Source organism: Polaribacter litorisediminis (assembly GCF_019968605.1).
Classification (GTDB): Bacteria; Bacteroidota; Bacteroidia; order Flavobacteriales; family Flavobacteriaceae; genus Polaribacter; species Polaribacter litorisediminis.
The window spans coordinates 1,782,470-1,802,042 of record NZ_CP082966.1 but is presented as its reverse complement, the minus strand read 5'-3'; the positions used below and the strand labels follow the sequence as shown (position 1 = coordinate 1,802,042).

Below are 19,573 nucleotides of genomic sequence, written 5' to 3'. Positions count from 1 at the left end.
GGTTGTTAAAAAAGTAAAATCAAATTAAAAAATATTGATATAAAATCTGATAATTTAAAGGAATATCTGGAGGTGAAAAATCTTTGTAGAAATCATGATCAGCATTATTTTCTATATTTAAACCTTTGAATAAAATTATAAATGCAGTTAAAAACTGTTCATTTTTAAAAGTGATGTTTTCTACTTTATGATTTTGTAATTCATCTTGCCCGTCAAATTTGTGAACTTCATCTTTGCAACAATTTTTCTTTTTTGTTAAAGATGTGTTTTCCATTTTCAATCCACAAACTTGTGCTTCTCCTGTAAAAGAAACATCAACCAAAAAATCACCACAGTAATGCTTATCTACCGCAAAAGATAAGGTAGATAAAAGCACTAAAAAGGCTAATATAAAAGATGTTATTTTACTGAAAAATTGTCTCATTTTATAGTTGCAAATCTACAAAAAGAAAAGTACATATTTTGTTAAACTAATTTAATATTACACTCCAAACTTATTGGTATGAAACTAGTTTTACAGAATTTTTGAATAGGGTTCATTGCATAATGTTTGATTGTAGGTTTTCAACGCTTTATTTATGAAGAAGTCCAAATATCATTTATTCTTCTGGTGGGTTACTTTGCGGTATTTACAAACTTCTTCATTAACTTACTGAATGAATGCGGGCTAGATTTTTCATGATGGATACATATCGAACTATTAAATTTACCTGTTATACCATTTTAGGCATCTAATGATGTAATAAATCGTTTCTTTTTCGCTTACTTTTTATTAAAAAAAATGACCGTAACGAAGGCTATGCTAATTGTTTTTTAATTTCAATGAACCAAAAAATAATTCAATTTATTTACACGGCATTTAATAGCTAAATCGGTATTAGTTGTAGCTGTTCTTCAGATAAAAGTCAGCATATAATTAAAAAAAGTAAGCGCCGTTTTGTAAAAACGACGACTTACCAAGTAAACTAATAAAACCAAGTATTAGTAATTATATGAGAAGTTAGCTTTCTCATAAATTTTTATGTTGTTGTATCTTTATACTTAAAATTTAAAAGGCTGTTTCATCAATTTTATTTTTAAGTACAAAAACGGCTAAAGAATTGTTTGTCAGGTTTCTTGAATATGTTCCTGGATTTAAATCCAGATTAGTCTTCGCACTACGTACAAATTCTTCTCTTTTGTCAATCTCTGAACCATCAGAATAAAATTCAAAATTTTCAGTGATAACCGGTTCTAATTTTTCCATTTTATTGGTCTGAAATTCGCTCTCAAAAATAGTATTGTTTTCAGATTTTAGTGTTTTGTATATTTCTGAAATTTTATCAACTTTAACAGTGGTCATCAAATTAAAAATAAATAGGACAATTGCCAATATTGCTTTTAAAATGGATGACTGTTTAAAAAAGGTAAAAAATGAATTCATGATTCGTGTTATTATTAAAATCTTAAGGCTGTTGCCAGCCTCAAGAAATCTGGTTTTGGTTGATTGCTGTTTTTTATGACAATACACTAGCTGTATACATCAAATTTTTAGTAAGATCTTATCTCAATGAAATTGGTTATCGAATTGTTTTTGAAATTATAAACTTTTCTAACGGTTTTTTCTAAATTCTTTTTGATTAAATTTTTTGCTATCAGAATTACTAAAAGTAACTTATTTAAAACTGTTTTCACTTTTTTCGGAATCGCCCATGAATGTAAAATTTGCTTTTATTTTCTTATTTGGCGGAAATACTTCCACCAGAATTTTTTGTTTTATTTATTTTTTTAGGGCTCCCTTTAAAATCGATATCCCCACCACTTGTAGCGGTTGCATTTATTGATTCTGATGCATAAATATTAATGTCGGCACCACTAGTAACATTTACTGTTACTTGCTTACTACGTAATTTATAAGCATCAATAGAAGCGCCACTTGTTGCGCTAGAAGTATGGTTTTCTGTAAGTCCGATAACATAAATATGAGCACCACTTGTTGCATTCGTTTCCACAGAATTGGCATCCAAAGAAATTTCTATTTGTGCACCACTAGAAGCATTAATATCAATAGTATTTACAGCAATGGTTTCTTGGGTATATACTTCTGCACCACTAGTTGCCGTTATGCCTTCTAAAGTTTTGGCAGTTACATATACTTTTCTAGCTGCTGCTTTCCATATATTTTTTTCTGAATATATATTTAAAACGCCATTTTTTACTTCCGTAATAATAATGTTTTGTAAATTCTCATCGGCTTCAACGGTAATTTTAGGTTTTACTCCTTTAGTTACATAAAGTTCTAAACCAGTACTTACCTTTACGCTTGTAAAATTCTCTTGTACACTGCGATTTTCTGTTCTTACATTTCTGTTTCCGCTGACCCCATTAAACATGTTTGCGTTACATGCACTAAAAAGAGTAGCTATAAAAAGAATACTAAGTAATTTGGGAATTATTGTTTTCATAATTATTGTTTTTGTTTTACCGTTCAAAGATCTTGTTATAGGCTGTTTAAAAGAAAATCTTGTTACTGAATGGTTGTTTTTTTTGGCTGAATTGTATTTAAATTGTTATCTCTGATGCAGAGGTGGTGTTTTCTGTGTCACCCGCTTCTACTTTTTTATTTTCATCATCATCATTTTCATCATTACTACCAACGCAATCTGTGCATTTAAGCGTCCTTTCGGTCATGATAAAATGATGATTTGCCATGTCTTGGTCATAAATATCAGTCGTGTTATCGATGTGATATAAAAAGTTCTTGGTTGAGTCATCAAAATAAATTACCACATTTTCAGGAATATAGAGGGTGATGTTAATCACCTCTTCTTTCCAAAGGTTGTTATAATCTGATAAAAAGAAAGCATCTAAAACAATGGTATGATCTTCTAACTGATATTTATATTTTATTTTTTTGGTATTCAAATTAGCCTTGTTTTTGTTTCTTCCTCTAGATATTTTTTGAATCACTATTGAACTTTCGTTCGAGGTGCTTTTTCTAACATCGACTTTTATATTACTTGCATACACCATTTTTTCATCATTGATGGTCACTTCTTCTCGATACGTACTTCTTCTAATATTCTGACGATAATAAAGAGTATCATCATTCACCATTTTTAAAGTAAGCGTATCGTTTGCCACAATATTTAGTGCTTGTTTTTCTACAGATTGTCCTCGAACAGCATGAGAGCTTCCAAAATCTATGGCCGTAAAAATAATAACCAATAAAGAAATAATCCAAACTCCAGAAAGCGTTAACCTTGTAGGTTTATTCATTTTTTGAACATTGCTCGATAAGATTCGTAATCCTAAAATAAATAAGATTAAAAATGGAATTCCTATCAACAAAAACACACATAAAGTAAGCAACCATATCGGTAATGTTGCATCATAGAAAAAGGGTGGATAATTTAAAAACTCGCCATCTACATGCAACCATTCTAAACTTCCAACAGAAAACCCTCCAATAATTAGAGATAAAATAACAGCGGCAGAAATAAAGATGATAAGGATACCAATAAACTTGCCTATTACTCTAAAAATTGCAAGAATTATTTTACCAAGTGTATCTACAAAATCACTAATACCATTATTTTTTTTTGTCTTTGCTGAAAAAGATTTGTTAATTTTATCGGCACCTTTTTTAAACGTATCCGATGCTTGATTGGCAAATTCAGAAACGTTTTCTGAGACATTATGAAACTCTTCACGAATTTTTTTTTCAATATTATCAATATTTACGGGTTCTCCTTCCATTTGCAATTTCTCTGCAGTGGTCGTTGCTTCCGGTAATAAAATCCAAAGAATTATATATATTAAAGGAGAAAAACCACTGAATAGTAGAACGATAAATGCTAAACGAATCCAAATTACATCAATATTAAAATAATGACCAATACCAGAGCAAACACCTCCTAAAAATTTATCATCGCCATCTCTAAACAATTTTTTACTAGAAGCCTTGTTTCTTTTGTAAGAGTATGCCGGCTCGTTGTAACTTTCTTCCGCCTCTGCATAATCTTCAGGTTGCCCCATGATTGTGATAATATCCTCAATATCAGCTGCATTAACAACTTGTCTTGCGTCCGTGATTTTTTCGGATAAAAGTTCACTAATACGTGCTTCAATATCAGCAATGATTTCATTTTTACCTTGCGGATCATCACTTAACGACCTAGAAATAGAGGCTAAATATCGATTTAATTTCTGATAGGCAACTTCATCTATATGGAAGAAAAATCCGCCTAAATTTATGTTAATTGTCTTATTCATTTGTAGTTGATTTTATAGTAGTTACTTGGTTTACTGCGATTACTAAATTGTCCCATGTTTTATTTAATTCTTTTAAAAACATGACCCCGTTTTCTGTTAAAACGTAATATTTTCTTGGGGGTCCAGAGGTTGATTCTTCCCAGCGATACGTTAATAAACCTGCGTTTTTTAAGCGGGTTAATAGCGGATAAATGGTTCCTTCTACCACAATCATTTCTGCACTTTTTAGGGTTTTAAGAATTTCAGAAGTATAGGCATCACCATTTTTTAAGATAGATAAGATGCAGAATTCTAAAACACCTTTTCGCATTTGTGCTTTTGTGTTTTCAATCTTCATATTGTGAATATTTTATGCCCATCCTAACTTTCAATTTTGTCGAGCTTAATTTAAACTCGGAAGGGAACTGTTGTGTGAGCGTTATTTTTTTGATTAAAATCATTTTATATTTTTTGTTTTCTATGCAAATTTTGTTTTAATATAGGCTTAGCGTAAAGGCTTACTTTATAAACTTTATAGTGAATGGATATTTGTAATTTTCTCCTTCTCTTGCTTTTACGGATGCAACAATCACAAGAGCAATACCGATGAGGTAGATAATGCCAGCAATAGAGCCGAACCCTATAAACCCAAAAAGATTATCAAAATCAAAATCGAAGTTGAGGTTAAAATTGTTCCAATGCATACCATTATGATTTCTGTTAAATATAGAACCTAACGCAAACGGAATAAATAAGAGCGATAAAAGAAATACATATAGGGTATAGCTGATGTTAAAATTTACAGCTTCTTTGCCCTGTTCATCTAAAAATAAACTTCTGTCTTTTAAAGTTTGCCAAGCAATTAATGGAGTGATAATGTTGCCAAAAGGAAATATAAAACCTGCAAATGCACAAATGTGAATTAAAAATGCGTTGGTTTTTTCGTTGTTATGTTTCATAATTATTGATTTGAATAATACTAGGGTATGCAAATATATATTTTAAAGATAGTATTATGCAATACATAGTACTATAATTAACATTTTATTAACATTATTTTTATATTAAATAAATGGCATAATATGCTCAAAAGCATTGATTTTATTCAGTTTTCATGAAAAAATACTTATCTTGTACATCTATTTAAGAAAATAAAAAAAAATAAAAGCATTCATATATTTAAACGATAAAACATGAAATTTACACCTGCAAAAGTCAATCTTTATAATTTTTTTAAGCTTCCCTTGGCTTTTTTTGGGGGTGTTAGAGTGCGATCTATTACTGAGAATGAAGTTGTAGTGTCTATAAAACATCGATGGATGAATCAAAATCCGTTTAAGAGTATGTTTTGGGCAGCGCAAGGGATGGCGGCAGAATTACCCACAGGACTTTTAGTAATGAAAGCTATAGATGAATCTAAACGAAAAGTATCGATGTTGGTAACCCATCAAGAAGCAGATTTTTTTAAAAAAGCAACCGGTAAAATTACCTTTTCTTGCTCGGGAGGACTTGCTATAAAAGAGGCGATTCAAGCCTCTATAAAAACTGGAGAAGGAGAAGTTATTGTTTTAACATCCGAAGGAAAAAACGAAGATGGAGTCGTGGTATCGAAATTTATTTTTCAGTGGAGTTTAAAAGTGAAAAAATAATTTATTTTTTCTTTTGATAAAATTTAGGTCTTTCCTCTTTATAATCACAATCCTGAAAAATACCACAAGAAACATTTGTGCGAGCTAATGATTTAGTGGTTTCAAATTGTTTCGAAAAAGCGGCTATTTCTGGTGTTAAGTATTTCATTATTATAGTATTTCTATTTATTTTTATAAAGACATTGTAGTGCAAAACTTTTAAATATTCAGTAAATATTTTCTAATATCAACATCTTCATTTAAATTCATTTTTTTCTTAATTCGATACCTTGTGGTTTGCACAGACCTTGGGTCGATTAGCAATATTCTTGCAATTTCTTTGGTTTGCAAATGTAATTTTATAAACATACAATGCCTTAATTCAGTTTCAGTTAAATCTGGGTGTAATGCCAAGAGCTTGTTATAAAAACCATCATAAACTGCTTCAAAATGATTTTTTAAACTCAGCCATTCATCCTCTTTTAATAATACTTCGTTAATGTCAGAAATAATCATTTTTAAACCAGCCTTATCTTCGGTCTGTAAACTTTTTATATCTGCTTTTATTTCTTTAAAATATTGCTTGTTGTTTAAAAGTTTAGTGCTTAAAACGAGCATTTCTTTTTCCTTGTCTAAAATTTTTTCTTTTAGAAATAATAATTCTTTTATATTTTCTCTTGATTTTTTTTTCCTATTCTCTATTAACGAATAAATAATCACCAAACTCAGAATAAAAAGAATAATAATAATCAGCAATGAGATGGTTAAATTGCTATTGTTACTAGCTAAATTTTCGTTTTTAAGGACTACTTTTTCATATTCAAATTTGGTATTTAATTCTTTTAAATTTTGCTTTAATTGTTCGTTTGTGATGGTTTTACTTTCTACTAATTTTGATAAAATTTGAGGGGATGTATGGCCTATCAGTTCTAGGCTAAAAATACAATCACTAGACTCAGGATACGCTTGATGGATTGAAACACTAATCGTGTTTTTACCTTTTTTAAAGATAGAATTTTCAAAAACGGCAATATAGTATTCAGATTCATCAACACCATCAATCGTGTTGATAGCAAAGGTAGCATTAGTGATGGTAGAGTTTGGCATGTTATTTCTTAGGATTTCCTTGCCATTTACATAAATTAAAGCACCGTCATCCCTTAGTATTCTCATTTCATACCCTAGAAATTCATTATCGAGAATTTCAATTTCTTTTTTAAAATATTTCAGGGTGTGTTTTTGATCCTCATTTCCGCCAAAACTAATGTTTGTCGTAATCTTTTTATCACCATAGCCAATGGGAGTATTTCCTTTTTTCCACTGGTATTTTTCAATATATAACATCCAATCATTCTCTAGGTATCCTTGATCATAATATTCCCAAGTATCCCCATTTTTAATAATTTTTTTTTGAGCTATTCCAGTATGTGAGAAAATTAAGAAACATAAAAGGATGATAACACCGATAAGATTTTCTTTTTTCATTTTTCTATCTTTATTTTACAAATGTAGTAGATTTTATGCTATAAAATTAGTTTTGTAGTATATTAGTTGTATGATTTTTTAAAGAATTCTTTGAAATAATGATAAATTTGTGCATCTTAAAATTGAATGTTTGAGAAATTATGATTGGGGGATTATTACTTCTAAAAATGTTCAAAGAAAGCCGTGATTTTAATCACGGCTTTCGTTTTTTAAAAACTATCCTATTTTTTTAGCTTTCTTTTCTATGATAGAAATCAATGAAGAGAAAGATGAATTCATTTGAAATATAATTTTTAATTAAGAGGAACTATTTATTTAAAAATTAAAAGCATCGTAGCGATCAAAAGATTTTATTTTTATGTTTTTAAGTAAATGTAGTAGATTTTACGCTTTAAAAATAGTTTTGTAGTAGATTAGTTCTACATGTTTTTAGGTCAACCTTCAAAATAAATTTAGATTTGTAGTTCTTAAAACTGAATGTTCAAGAAAATATGATTGGGGGATTATTACTTCTATAAATGTTCAAGGAAAGCCGTGGTAGATATCACGGCTTTCTATTTTTTAAAACAATCTTATTTTTTTTGTAACTTTATTCTAAAAAACAGGAATCGCTCACATGCACTATTTTTGTAATTAAAATATTTCATAAATAGTACATCAAATTAATTAATCAGAAAAAATATGAATTCACACGAAATAGATTACCAAATTTTTGGAGAAGAAATGCAATTTGTAGAAATTGAGTTAGATCCTCAAGAAGGCGTTGTTGCTGAGGCTGGCACTTTTATGATGATGGAAGATCAAATTAAAATGAATACGATTTTAGGAGATGGCTCTAATCAAGAAAAAGGACTGTTAGGAAAAATATTCTCTGCCGGAAAACGAATTTTAACGGGCGAAAGTTTATTCATGACTGTTTTTACCAATGACGGATTGGGGAAAAAGAAAATTTCATTTGCATCTCCATATCCCGGGAAAATTATTCCGATTGATTTAACAGAATTCGGTGGCAAGTTTATTTGTCAGAAAGATGCGTTTTTATGCGCAGCAAAGGGAGTTTCCATCGGAATAGAATTCTCTAAAAAGCTGGGAAGAGGTTTGTTTGGTGGCGAAGGTTTTATCATGCAGAAAATGGAAGGTGATGGTTTAGGATTCATTCATGCTGGAGGTACCATGGCGAAAAAAGTGTTAAAGCCAGGAGAGATTTTAAAAGTAGATACGGGTTGTATTGTTGGTTTTACACAAGATGTAAATTATGATATTCAGTTTGTTGGTGGTATTAAAAATACGGTCTTTGGTGGCGAAGGTTTGTTTTTTGCAACCTTAACAGGGCCTGGAACTGTATATATTCAATCTTTACCGTTTAGTAGATTAGCGGGTAGAGTTTTAGCAATGGCACCCAAAACCGGAACAGGAACTAAAGGAGAAGGCAGTGTTTTAGGTGGTCTTGGGAATTTACTCGATGGTGATAACAAATTTTAACATAGGTTAAACTCCTGAAAAATCCCAAACTTGATAAAAGTTTGGGATTTTTTGTTTTTATAATTTTGTTTTATGCTGCCATAAAATGATAAATTTTTTTTTATAAAATAGTAAAGCTAAAGGTAACTATTTTGTTACGTATCAAAATTGTTATATATTTGTATTACGAAATCAAGTTCTTTGATAAAGTTGGTACAAAAGAATGGCTGGCAATTGGTTAGGACCAAAGGAAGCCACCATCATTTTAAACACCCAACTTTAAAAGGAATTGTTACAATTCCACATCCTAAAAAAGATATTCCAAAAGGAACTGTAGCGAGTATTCTGAGACAGGCAGGACTTAAGTAAGTTTTCGTCTTGTTTAACTTGAACTTGATAAAATTTAACTTTTAAATTAAAAGAAACAAAATGCAAAAGAACGTAAACGTTTCTGTAGAGAAACATAAAGATGGTACTTATTGGGGCACAACCTCCAATATTCCAGGTGTTGTATCTGCCTTTGGCAGTAACTTATCTGAATTAAAAGAGAGTATTACGTTGGCTTATAAAGATTATTATGAGTTGGCTGAAGAATTAGAAGAAGATTTTTTAAAGGAAATTGCTAAAAATCCCACATTTAAATATCATTTAGATATCAAATCTGTTTTTGAATTATTACCAGAAGTAAAAATTTCCAACATTGCAGAAAAAGCAGGAATTAATACTTCTTTGTTAAGGCAGTATAAAACAGGTAAAAAAGCTGCGTCAGAAGAACAAGCCAATAAAGTTTTAAAAGCTTTACACGAACTAGGTCAAGAATTATTATCGGTTTCCTTCGGATAATTCTATTTTAATAATTCCTTGTGTAAAACCTTAACTTAAAAGAAAAGGATATCTATTTTGATGCTCTTTTACTTTTTTATATTCTTATAAAGATTTATTCTTCCATAGAATGATAAACAGAATTCACATCATCATCTTCTTCTAATTTTTCTAAAAGCTTTTCTACATCTGCTTTTTGATCTTCATTTAGTTTTACAGTGGTTGTTGGTATTCTTTCAAAACCAGAAGACAAAATCTCGATATTGTTTTCTTCAAAATAAGATTGTAAAGATCCAAATTGCTCAAAAGGAGCATAAATAATAATTCCCTCTTCATCATCAAAAACCTCTTCAACTTCAAAATCAATTAGTTCTAGTTCTAATTCTTCCATATCCATTGTAATATCTTCTTTTTTAAGAGTAAGCGTACAGACATGATCAAACATAAAAATTACGGATCCAGAAGTACCTAAATTTCCATCATTTTTATTAAAAGCAGCTCTAACGTTGGCAACAGTTCTGTTATTATTATCGGTTGCAGTTTCTAAAAGAATAGCGACTCCATGAGGCGCATATCCTTCAAAAAGAACTTCTTTATAATCTGCGGTATCCTTATCGGTTGCTTTTTTTATAGCGCGCTCAACATTGTCTTTAGGCATATTTGCTGCTTTTGCATTTTGCATTACAGCTCTTAAACGTGAATTTGCATCAGGATTTGGTCCCCCTTCTTTTATAGCCATCACAATGTCTTTACCAATTCTGGTAAATGTTTTTGCCATTGCAGACCACCGCTTCATTTTACGACCCTTTCTTAATTCGAATGCTCTACCCATTTCTGTTAATTGTTTTAATTAAAATGCTTACAAATGTAGAAATTTGTAAACTGATTTGCCAATTTTTTAAAGATTGTTTTTATTTAAAAAATACCTAGTGATAGGTATTTTTTTTTATCATAATATAAAGTATGTTGCCAACTCAAAAAAACAAATAGATATTATGAAAAAAATTACATTTTTACTTTTTACGTTTATGAGCTTATCTTTAGCAAGCCAAACAAAGTTAACTTCAAATTTAACAGAGAGTTATAATGGCGCCAGTTGGCAAAATAGCTCTAGAACAGAATATAGTTATGACGCTAGTGGCAACGTAACTGAAGAAACATACCTTTCTTGGGATTCAACAAGTTCTCAATGGCTACCTTTGGATAAGTCTTCTTATACCTACAATGCTGATAATAAAGCTACTGTTGTGTTATATGAATATTTTTGGGGTTCAGATTCAGAGCAAAATAGATCAAATTACACTTACAATACTAATGGTGATTTAATTCTAATTTTAGATGAAGATTGGAATGGTTCTGCTTGGGTGAATTCTTATAAAATTGATTTGACCTATACAAATAATAGGTTGTCAGGTGGTACTAGTTATGAGTGGAATGGAACTGACTGGGTTGTTTCTGATGATAATGCTAAAATTACTATAAATTATAATGCAAATGGAACTATTAGTTCTTTTGATTCTGATGCTTGGGATGGAACAAATTGGGTTTCTTCTGACAGTACAATTTTCTCTTATGATGGAAATAACAATCTAATTTTACAGGATGGACGATCTTGGAATGGCACTGCTTGGATATCTGAATATAAAAGTGAGTATTCCTACGATACCAATGGTAATTTGATTACAGAAAAAGAATCTTATTTGGAGAATGGAAGTTTTGTAACGCGTTATGAACAAACAGCTACTTTTAATACGGCTGAATTAATATCTAGTTATATACATCCTTTTAAAGATAAGACAGGAATCGATTATTTAACAGAGCCAAATGGTATAATAAACAAAATACTAACCAAATCAGGTAATTCTTCTGGAACAACGCCTAACAGAACAACGTATAATTATGGCGAGGCAACAGCTAGTAACAAAGATTTTAATTCGTTGACATTTTCTGTGTACCCAAATCCAGCAAGTTCTTTTTTAAAGGTTGATGACAGCAGTTTTTCTTTAAAAAGTATGGAAATTTATAATCTTATAGGGCAGAAATTACTTTCAACTACTAAAAACCAGATGAATATCGAAAATTTAGTAGACGGAGTTTACTTATTAAAAATAGAATCTGAAAGTGGTAAATTTGGTACAAAAAGAATCATAAAAAATTAGAAAAAGGAAAAGAAAAAATTTGCCACGAGTTCATAAATTTATTTTTTGAACTCGTGGCATTTTTTATTTTAAAAGCTGATACGATTGTTTTGCAATTTCAATTTCCTCGTTTGTCGGAATTACTAAAATTTTAACTTTAGAGGTTTCCGATTGAATTTCTCTAATTTCTTTAGAGCGAATTTTATTTTTTTCTGTATCTAATTCAATTCCTAAAAACTCTAAATTTTCACAAGCTAATGCTCTCATAATTGCTGAATTTTCGCCGATGCCTGCTGTGAAAACAATTGCATCCAAACCATTCAAAATAGCACTATAACTTCCTATATATTTACGAATTCTATAACCAGCTAAATTTAAAGCGTCTTGGCAATTTTTATCTCCTTTTTCAGCTTTTTCAGATATTTCACGCATATCAGAATACCCGGTTAAACCCTTCATTCCAGATTCTTTCTGTACTAAATTATTAGCTTCCTCTAGCGTCATTTTTAGGTTTTTCATCAAAAAGAAAATCACAGATTGATCGATATCTCCAGCACGCGTTCCCATCACCAAGCCATTCATTGGGCCAAAACCTAAAGAGTTCTCGATACTTTCTCCGTTTTTAATGGCAGACATACTGCAACCGTTTCCTAGGTGTATGGTAATGATTTTTGAAGATTTTTTATTTAAAAATTCAATGGCTTTTTCAGATACATATTTATGACTTGTGCCATGAAACCCATAGGCTCTAATTTTATATTTCTCTAAATAAATATTAGGAATGGCATATTGATAAGCAACTTTAGGCATGGTTTGATGAAAAGCAGTGTCGAAAATTGCAATTTGTTTTGCAGCGGTAAAAATAGTTTCTGCGACTTCAATACCCATTAAATTTGCAGGATTATGTAAAGGGGCTAAATCAAATAAATTACGAATATTATCTTTAACCTCTTGATTTATAAGCGTTGGTTTGCTAAATTTATTTCCTCCATGAACTACACGATGTCCAACAGCCTTTATGTCATCCACAGAATTTAAAACACCTTTTTTAGGATCTAAAAGAATTGCTGCAATTTTTTCTAATCCAGTTGTATGGCTTTTAATCGCTTGTATTTCTGAATATTTTTCATTTCCTTTTTCATGTGTAAAAATGGCATCATCCAAACCAATTCTTTCAATTAACCCCACACATTTTACTTCTTGAGCAGGCATGTTGATTACCTGATATTTTAAGGATGAAGAACCAGCATTTAAAACTAAAATATTCATATTTATTCTTGATTTGCTTGAATAGCTGTTAATAAAACCGTGTTAAAAATATCATCTACGGTGCAACCTCTGCTTAAATCGTTTACTGGTTTATTTAACCCTTGCAACATCGGTCCAATTGCCAAAGCGCCTGTTTCTCGTTGAATGGCTTTATAGGTGTTGTTTCCGGTATTTAAATCAGGAAAAATTAAGACAGATGCCTGACCCGCAACTTTAGAATCTGGTAATTTTGTTTTTGCTACAGACATATCTACAGCTGCATCATACTGAATAGGTCCTTCAATTAATAAATCAGGTTGCAATTGTCTTACAATGGCTGTTGCTTTTCTTACTTTTTCTACTTCTTCACCTTTACCAGAATCTCCAGATGAATAGGATAACATCGCTACTTTTGCTTTAATGCCAAAGGCTTCTGCAGATTGCGCAGAAGAAATAGCAATTTCTGCCAATTGTTCTGCATTCGGATTCGGGTTTACAGCGCAGTCTCCCATAACGGAAACTCTATCGGATAAACACATAAAAAATACAGAGGATACCACAGAAACTCCTGGTTTCGTTTTGATAATTTGCAAGGCTGGTTTTATGGTATGCATGGTGGTATGGACTGCACCTGAAACCATACCGTCTGCTAAACCATTTAAAATCATTAAAGTACCATAATAAGAAACGTCTTTGGTTAAATCTCTCGCAGTTGTTTCCGTCATTCCTTTATGCTTACGAGCTTCATATAAAGTCTTTGCAAAAGCATCGTTATGTATGGAATCTTCAGGATTGAGTATGTTTAATTTGTTTAAATCTAATTGCAAACCAAGTGCGTCTGAATTAGATTGAATTGTTCTTTTATCACCTAATAATGTTAAATCGACAATATTTAACAACTGCAATCTTGCTGCGGCTTCAATAATTCTTTTGTCAGTACCTTCTGGTAAAACAATATGTTTTCTATTCATTTTAGCCTTTTGTAACAAATTATATTGAAACATACTTGGCGTTAATTTTTCTGAATTAAAATTCCTTAAAATATTTTTTAAACCTTTTACGTTTACATAAGTATCAAAAGTGTCTAAAGCCAGCACTATTTTTTTTGTATTGGTTGCGTAAATTTTAGGTCTAACTGCACCAATTTGATTTGAGACTTCAAAAGTACCACCATCTACAGAAATAATGGGAATGGAAGATTGTACACCTTCAATCAATTTTAAAATAGATTCTTCAGGGATTAAACTTCCTGTTAAAATAATTCCAGAAATTTTAGGATAATTACTAGATACATTCGCTTGCAATGCTCCTAAAATGATATCGGCTCTATCTCCTGGTGTAATAACCAATGCATTTTCTTGGATTCTTGTTAAATAATTTCGGAGCTGCATAGCACCTGTACTAAAACTTCCGATGGCATTGTCTAACAAATGTTCACCAAAAAGAACACGGCCATTTAATTCTTGAGTAACTTCTTTTACCGTAGGATAGGATAAAAAATTAACTTTCGGAACGACATCTATGTGAATTTGGGCTGGAATTACTTTTTTTAATTCATCCTCGATATACTCAAGCTCATCAATTTCTACTTTATTTGCAATAACACCAATAACATCTACTTCTTTTTGAATAAAAGATTTATAGGAAAGTTGAATTGAGTTGATAAAATCTTTCTTCTTTTTGCCATTTCCAGCACCCACAATGAGCACAGGTACTCCCAAATTTTTTGCAATCATTAGGTTTACATCTAGTTCTGTAAAACCTCCTTCACCAGAAAAATCTGTTCCTTCAATGACAACATAATCAAACTTAGATTCTAGATATTTGTATTTTTCAATAATGTTGTGAATAACATCTTCTGTTTTTCCTTCGCTTAATAATGTTACAACTTCGTGTTGTTCGTAGGCATAACAATCTTTATAATCGATGTCTAAATTAAAGAATTTTAAAGCTGTATTTGTATGGTTATCGTATTCGCTATTTTCCCCTTTAAAGATGATGGGTCTAAAATAGCCAACCTTAGAAGATTGATTTAACATCATTCTTAAAATTCCTAAAGAAATTAAAGATTTACCGCTGTTAGACTCTATAGTACTTATATAAATAGCTTTACTCATTTTATGAAAATTTATGGCAAAAATAAGATATAAAAAAATGACTAATTGTGATAATAATCATAAATTACTTTTGAATTTTAATCAAGATGAGTGAATAACATCTGACCACCGTTTTTTAAAACTTCTTTTGCTTTTGCATGATTTTCTTCAAAAGTTTTAAGATCTGTAAATTTGCAAATACCATAAGAATAATGATATTTAAGAAGTTCTAAATCTTGTTTTGTAAGTTGTTTGCTGTCTGATGTACAACTAGAAAATATACTTTTACAAGGCAGTGTAGAGGTTGTAAAAAATCTACCTAACGTTTGATAAAAATATTGAATTAAATGATTACCAATAATCTTTTTATCCTCGTCGGTATTTTTAAGATTGATGGCTAGTTTAGCATCATAAATTCGTCCATTATTCCAAAAAAGATAATAATCTAGCGCATTATTGCCTTTTATTTCCTTTGAATATCTTGTTGAATTTTCATCGTTAATTTGATAAATAATATAGTTTGATTCTTTGATGTTTTTGGTATACAGTATTTGTAAAGAATCTATACTCGATAGTTTTTTTACTTCTTGTTGGATAGCCTTTTTGTAGTAAGAATGCAAGCCAGGTGCAAAATATATTTTGATAAGTTTTTTCCATAAGCGCATATATTCCCTCGTTTTTTGATTCGTGTTGTTTGTATTTTGATATTTTTTATAAACGATATCGGTATACACCTTCAAAAATTCATCACCTTTAGGTTCGTAGGGAATGGAAACTCCTTGCTTATTTTGATAAAATTTTTTGTTACTTATTAAAATTAAAGTGTCTTTGTCTTTAAGCCTAAAGTTTAAGGAATCTTGTTTGGTAATTATTTCTGAGTGCCTTTTTTTGTATTGATGTAAAGGCATATAAGCTCGACTTGCATGCATTAAGGAGGCATTTTTATTTCTCGAGCTTTTTCGAATTAATTTTTTTAAATTCTTTACAAAAACTAAAGTATCTCCTTTGATAAATTTAAAGTTAGCAGAGTCTTTTTTAGTGAGTTTTTCGCTAGATATTTTTTTATAAATAGAAAGTTTAACGTAATTGTTTTCTGTTTCTAACGGATGAATTTTTTTCTGGCCCAAAGAATTCAAACTAATGAAAACAAACCATAATAGCATGTTCTTTTTCATAGCAATATTTTTTTAGACCTGTAAAACGCCCATGTTAAATTTCTTTTCAATAGGAGCATGGTTTGCAGCTTCAATTCCCATAGAAATCCAAGTTCGGGTGTCTAACGGATTGATAATGCCATCGGTCCAAATTCTTGCCGCTGCGTAATAAGGAGATACTTGGTTATCGTAACGTGATTTTATTTTATCAAAAAGTTCAGCTTCTTTTTCAGGCGTAATTTCTTCTCCACGTTTTTTAAGTGATGCTGTTTCTATCTGTAATAAAACTTTCGCAGCAGAATTACCACTCATCACCGCGAGTTCTGCACTTGGCCAAGCAACAATTAATCTTGGGTCGTACGCCTTACCGCACATGGCATAATTTCCTGCACCATAAGAATTACCGATTATAATAGTGAATTTTGGAACCACAGAATTGCTTACAGCATTGACCATTTTTGCACCATCTTTTATGATACCGCCATGTTCTGATTTAGATCCTACCATAAAACCAGTAACATCTTGTAAGAAAACTAAAGGTATTTTTTTCTGATTACAATTGGCAATAAATCGGGTTGACTTATCAGCAGAATCGTTGTAAATAACTCCGCCAAACTGCATTTCTCCTTTCTTAGTTTTTACTAATTTTCGCTGATTGGCAACAATACCTACAGCCCAACCATCTATTCTTGCATACCCTGTTAAAATGGTTTGTCCATAGCCTTCTTTGTATTGTTCAAATTCAGAATTATCGACCAAACGCTTAATAATTTCTAACATGTCATATTGAGCATTTCGCTCTTTTGGCAGAATTCCAAAAATATCATCCTCTTTCTCTTTGGGAGGAAAAGATTCGGTTTTACTAAAACCAGCTTTGTCATAATCGCCGATTTTATCAACAATAAATTTTATTTTATCAAGAGCATCTTTATCATCTTTGGCTTTGTAATCTGTAACCCCAGAAATTTCGCAATGTGTCGTGGCGCCTCCTAAAGTTTCATTGTCAATAGATTCGCCAATAGCAGCTTTTACAAGGTAACTTCCAGCAAGAAAAATACTAGCAGTTTTATCTACAATTAAAGCCTCGTCGCTCATAATTGGTAAGTAAGCACCACCCGCAACACAACTTCCCATAACAGCAGAAATTTGTGTAATTCCCATGCTACTCATTACAGCATTGTTTCTAAAAATACGTCCAAAATGTTCTTTGTCAGGAAAAATTTCATCTTGCATAGGTAGATAAACTCCAGCAGAATCTACTAAGTAAATAATTGGCAATCTATTTTCTATGGATATTTCTTGTGCCCGTAAATTCTTTTTTCCGGTAATAGGGAACCAGGCGCCTGCTTTTACAGTAGCGTCATTGGCAACTACAATACACTGCTTACCTTTAATGTATCCTATTTTAACAACAACACCTCCAGAAGGACAGCCGCCATGTTCGGCGTACATATCTTGACCTGCAAAAGCACCGATTTCAATCGATTTAGCTTTGCTATCTAATAAATAATCAACTCTTTCTCGAGCAGTCATTTTTCCTTTTTCGTGATGTTTGTCTATTCTTTTTTGACCACCGCCTAATTTTACTTTGGCAAAACGTCTTTTTAAATCAGACACTAAAAGTTTGTTGTAATCTTCGTTTTTATTGAAGTTGATATCCATAAAAAATTTTTGTTAGTATAGGCTAAAATAAGAAAATTTTAATTGTAAGAATTAATAATATTGTCAACTGTTTCGGCAATTTCTTTATGTTCGTTTTCTTTTTCTAAACGGATGGGTGCTGCAATTCTTTCTGCGCAATTTTTTACCCCACAAGTCTCACAAGTTACGCCAACAATATTTTTCTGAAAAGTGTTTTCATTTAAAAACTTAAGTTTCTTTTTTAAATGAGGTGAAAGCAACATTCCGACGGTTACACTTCTGTTGATGTCTTTTTTAAAAGGATCTGGTGTTGCAGAAGAAAGCACCAAATATTCGTTTTTTTGATTTTCATAGGACGAAATTTGAATGCCAAAAGTGGCTCTTTCTTTTGATGAGTTTTCTAAATCTTGAATCATTTTAATAGCGACCCAGCGTCTGCAGTAATGTTCATTATTTCTATTGGCATGCGGAGCTTGTTGCTGTGTAATGTGTAGTTCTTTACTTAATTTGTATTCCGATTGATGCTCTTTGTGCGTAAAGCGCAGGAAAAATAAGTTTTTGATTTTGAAAAACTTGGGCAAAATATTAGTTAAACGCTGATAAAAAGTTTCTTGAGAACAATTAAAATGATTAATTATTTGATGTAATTTTAAAGGTTTCCACTCTTTAAGTTCAAAGAAATTTGTGAGTTTTTCTGTTAGAATTTCTCTAGGAATAATTAAAGCACCAGCGAAATAAGAAGCTGTAAAATTATTTAAAACCTGGTCAAAATTCTCAAATTTAATCCAAGGAAAGGTGTAAAGTCTATCTTTAATTTTTAGATGATTATACGCCAATTCTTTAGCGAAAATAAATGTTTTTTGTGCTTCAGAAATATTTCTGTCTATTAAAAGTATTTTCTTTTTTTGGATATAAATATTCCTTAAAACAGTTAAATTATCATATTTAGAAAGTTCATGATCATTAATAGTATAGCCAAATTCTTCGATTAAAATTTCTTCTAAATCAACAGATTTTATTCTTTTTGATAAGTCTATATGATACGAATTAGCAAATTTCTCAACAGCGATTTCAATGTCTTCAAAATAATTATTATGCGCTTCTTGGTAAGAGCGCAAAGACGCTAAAAAGAAACTTTCTCTTGTTAAGTTGTAGTTTTGAGCAATCTTTATAATGGTGCTTATAAATGCATTTACTTTTGCAGGGGCATTTGCAATAATATCAATTAAGTTGTTTTCTTTAATACCAAAGAGCTCTAACGGAATTTCTTTTAAAATTTTAGATTGTAAAATTTCGCCAATTGGCGCAAGATTTTTATCCAATTTTAAGGAGACAAAATGGTCATAAGGAACTTCTAAGCTTTCAGAAAGCAATAAGATTTTATCAGTTTTAGGGTATTTTTTTCCCTTTTCAATTTCATTTAAATAAGACTTAGAAAGCCCAGATAATTTTGCCAAACCAAAAAGAGAAAGATTCTTCTCTGTCCTAATTTGTTTCAGTTTTAAACCAAAGATTAATCGAATGTATTCGTCTTCTATTATCATAAAATCAAAGATATGAATAAATAGCGAATGAATTAAAATAAAGTTTTTTTACAATTTAGCGAACGTTCGCTTGTGGAGTTTAAAAATATTTTATACTATTGCAGTGTAGAAATTAAAAAAATC

General features: G+C 30.7%; 19 protein-coding genes. 5 read left to right on the top strand and 14 right to left on the bottom strand.

Annotated features, from left to right (window positions below; genetic code table 11):
* Positions 1–19 precede the first annotated feature (19 nt).
* From K8354_RS07755 to K8354_RS07730, 6 genes are all read right to left on the bottom strand, one after another.
* Positions 20–424 carry an HYC_CC_PP family protein gene (locus K8354_RS07755; RefSeq protein WP_223446992.1) on the bottom strand — a complete coding sequence of 135 codons (405 nt, stop codon included), beginning with the start codon at positions 422–424 and terminating at the stop codon, positions 20–22.
* 624 nt (positions 425–1,048) lie between these two features.
* A complete protein-coding gene (locus K8354_RS07750) occupies positions 1,049–1,423 on the bottom strand; it encodes a hypothetical protein (protein ID WP_223446990.1) in 375 nt (124 codons plus the stop codon).
* 295 nt (positions 1,424–1,718) lie between these two features.
* On the bottom strand, positions 1,719–2,444 hold the full coding sequence (locus tag K8354_RS07745) for a head GIN domain-containing protein (RefSeq protein ID WP_223446988.1): 726 nt from the start codon (positions 2,442–2,444) through the stop codon (positions 1,719–1,721).
* Between the two features lie 97 nt (positions 2,445–2,541).
* Positions 2,542–4,254 (bottom strand): PspC domain-containing protein, encoded by a 1,713-nt coding sequence (locus K8354_RS07740; RefSeq protein WP_223446986.1) that lies wholly within the window; start codon positions 4,252–4,254, stop codon positions 2,542–2,544.
* Positions 4,247–4,591 (bottom strand): PadR family transcriptional regulator, encoded by a 345-nt coding sequence (locus K8354_RS07735; RefSeq protein ID WP_223446984.1) that lies wholly within the window; start codon positions 4,589–4,591, stop codon positions 4,247–4,249. Before K8354_RS07735 ends, K8354_RS07740 begins: the two co-directional genes overlap by 8 nt.
* A 160-nt stretch (positions 4,592–4,751) precedes the next feature.
* The gene (locus K8354_RS07730) at positions 4,752–5,192 is read right to left on the bottom strand and encodes a DUF4870 domain-containing protein (protein ID WP_223446982.1); all 441 of its coding nucleotides are present in this window, start codon (positions 5,190–5,192) and stop codon (positions 4,752–4,754) included.
* 234 nt (positions 5,193–5,426) lie between these two features.
* Here K8354_RS07730 and K8354_RS07725 point away from each other — a divergent pair, with 234 nt between their 5' ends.
* Complete coding sequence (locus tag K8354_RS07725; protein ID WP_223446980.1) at positions 5,427–5,882, top strand: DUF4442 domain-containing protein; 456 nt, start codon at positions 5,427–5,429, stop codon at positions 5,880–5,882.
* 1 nt (position 5,883) lies between these two features.
* Here K8354_RS07725 and K8354_RS07720 read toward each other — a convergent pair whose 3' ends face one another.
* Positions 5,884–6,030 carry a hypothetical protein gene (locus tag K8354_RS07720; RefSeq protein ID WP_223446978.1) on the bottom strand — a complete coding sequence of 49 codons (147 nt, stop codon included), beginning with the start codon at positions 6,028–6,030 and terminating at the stop codon, positions 5,884–5,886.
* Positions 6,031–6,080: 50 nt separating this feature from the next.
* Positions 6,081–7,346 carry a helix-turn-helix transcriptional regulator gene (locus tag K8354_RS07715; RefSeq protein ID WP_223446976.1) on the bottom strand — a complete coding sequence of 422 codons (1,266 nt, stop codon included), beginning with the start codon at positions 7,344–7,346 and terminating at the stop codon, positions 6,081–6,083.
* Positions 7,347–8,027: 681 nt separating this feature from the next.
* On the opposite strand from K8354_RS07715, the gene K8354_RS07710 reads away from it, so the two are divergent.
* From K8354_RS07710 to K8354_RS07700, 3 genes are all read left to right on the top strand, one after another.
* Positions 8,028–8,828 carry a TIGR00266 family protein gene (locus K8354_RS07710; protein WP_223446974.1) on the top strand — a complete coding sequence of 267 codons (801 nt, stop codon included), beginning with the start codon at positions 8,028–8,030 and terminating at the stop codon, positions 8,826–8,828.
* A 180-nt stretch (positions 8,829–9,008) separates the two neighbouring features.
* A complete protein-coding gene (locus K8354_RS07705) occupies positions 9,009–9,176 on the top strand; it encodes a type II toxin-antitoxin system HicA family toxin (protein ID WP_223446972.1) in 168 nt (55 codons plus the stop codon).
* Between the two features lie 60 nt (positions 9,177–9,236).
* A complete protein-coding gene (locus K8354_RS07700) occupies positions 9,237–9,650 on the top strand; it encodes a type II toxin-antitoxin system HicB family antitoxin (protein ID WP_223446971.1) in 414 nt (137 codons plus the stop codon).
* Positions 9,651–9,744: 94 nt separating this feature from the next.
* On the opposite strand, the gene K8354_RS07695 is transcribed toward K8354_RS07700, so the two are convergent.
* Positions 9,745–10,461 carry a YebC/PmpR family DNA-binding transcriptional regulator gene (locus tag K8354_RS07695; RefSeq protein WP_223446969.1) on the bottom strand — a complete coding sequence of 239 codons (717 nt, stop codon included), beginning with the start codon at positions 10,459–10,461 and terminating at the stop codon, positions 9,745–9,747.
* 73 nt (positions 10,462–10,534) lie between these two features.
* Here K8354_RS07695 and K8354_RS07690 point away from each other — a divergent pair, with 73 nt between their 5' ends.
* Positions 10,535–11,788, top strand: a complete 1,254-nt coding sequence (locus K8354_RS07690) for a T9SS type A sorting domain-containing protein (RefSeq protein WP_496559640.1) — start codon at positions 10,535–10,537, stop codon at positions 11,786–11,788.
* Positions 11,789–11,851: 63 nt separating this feature from the next.
* Here K8354_RS07690 and K8354_RS07685 read toward each other — a convergent pair whose 3' ends face one another.
* The 5 genes from K8354_RS07685 to K8354_RS07665 all read right to left on the bottom strand — a co-directional run bounded on the left by K8354_RS07685 (position 11,852) and on the right by K8354_RS07665 (position 19,450).
* Positions 11,852–13,036, bottom strand: a complete 1,185-nt coding sequence (locus K8354_RS07685) for an acetate/propionate family kinase (RefSeq protein WP_223446965.1) — start codon at positions 13,034–13,036, stop codon at positions 11,852–11,854.
* 2 nt (positions 13,037–13,038) lie between these two features.
* On the bottom strand, positions 13,039–15,132 hold the full coding sequence (gene pta, locus K8354_RS07680; protein WP_223446963.1) for a phosphate acetyltransferase: 2,094 nt from the start codon (positions 15,130–15,132) through the stop codon (positions 13,039–13,041).
* 77 nt (positions 15,133–15,209) lie between these two features.
* Entirely contained in the window at positions 15,210–16,286 is a 1,077-nt protein-coding gene (locus tag K8354_RS07675) for a hypothetical protein (RefSeq protein WP_223446961.1), read from the bottom strand.
* 12 nt (positions 16,287–16,298) lie between these two features.
* The gene (locus K8354_RS07670; protein WP_223446959.1) at positions 16,299–17,927 is read right to left on the bottom strand and encodes an acyl-CoA carboxylase subunit beta; all 1,629 of its coding nucleotides are present in this window, start codon (positions 17,925–17,927) and stop codon (positions 16,299–16,301) included.
* 38 nt (positions 17,928–17,965) lie between these two features.
* Positions 17,966–19,450, bottom strand: coding sequence for a helix-turn-helix domain-containing protein (locus K8354_RS07665; RefSeq protein WP_223446957.1), 1,485 nt, complete (start codon positions 19,448–19,450; stop codon positions 17,966–17,968).
* Between the last annotated feature and the right edge of the window lie 123 nt (positions 19,451–19,573).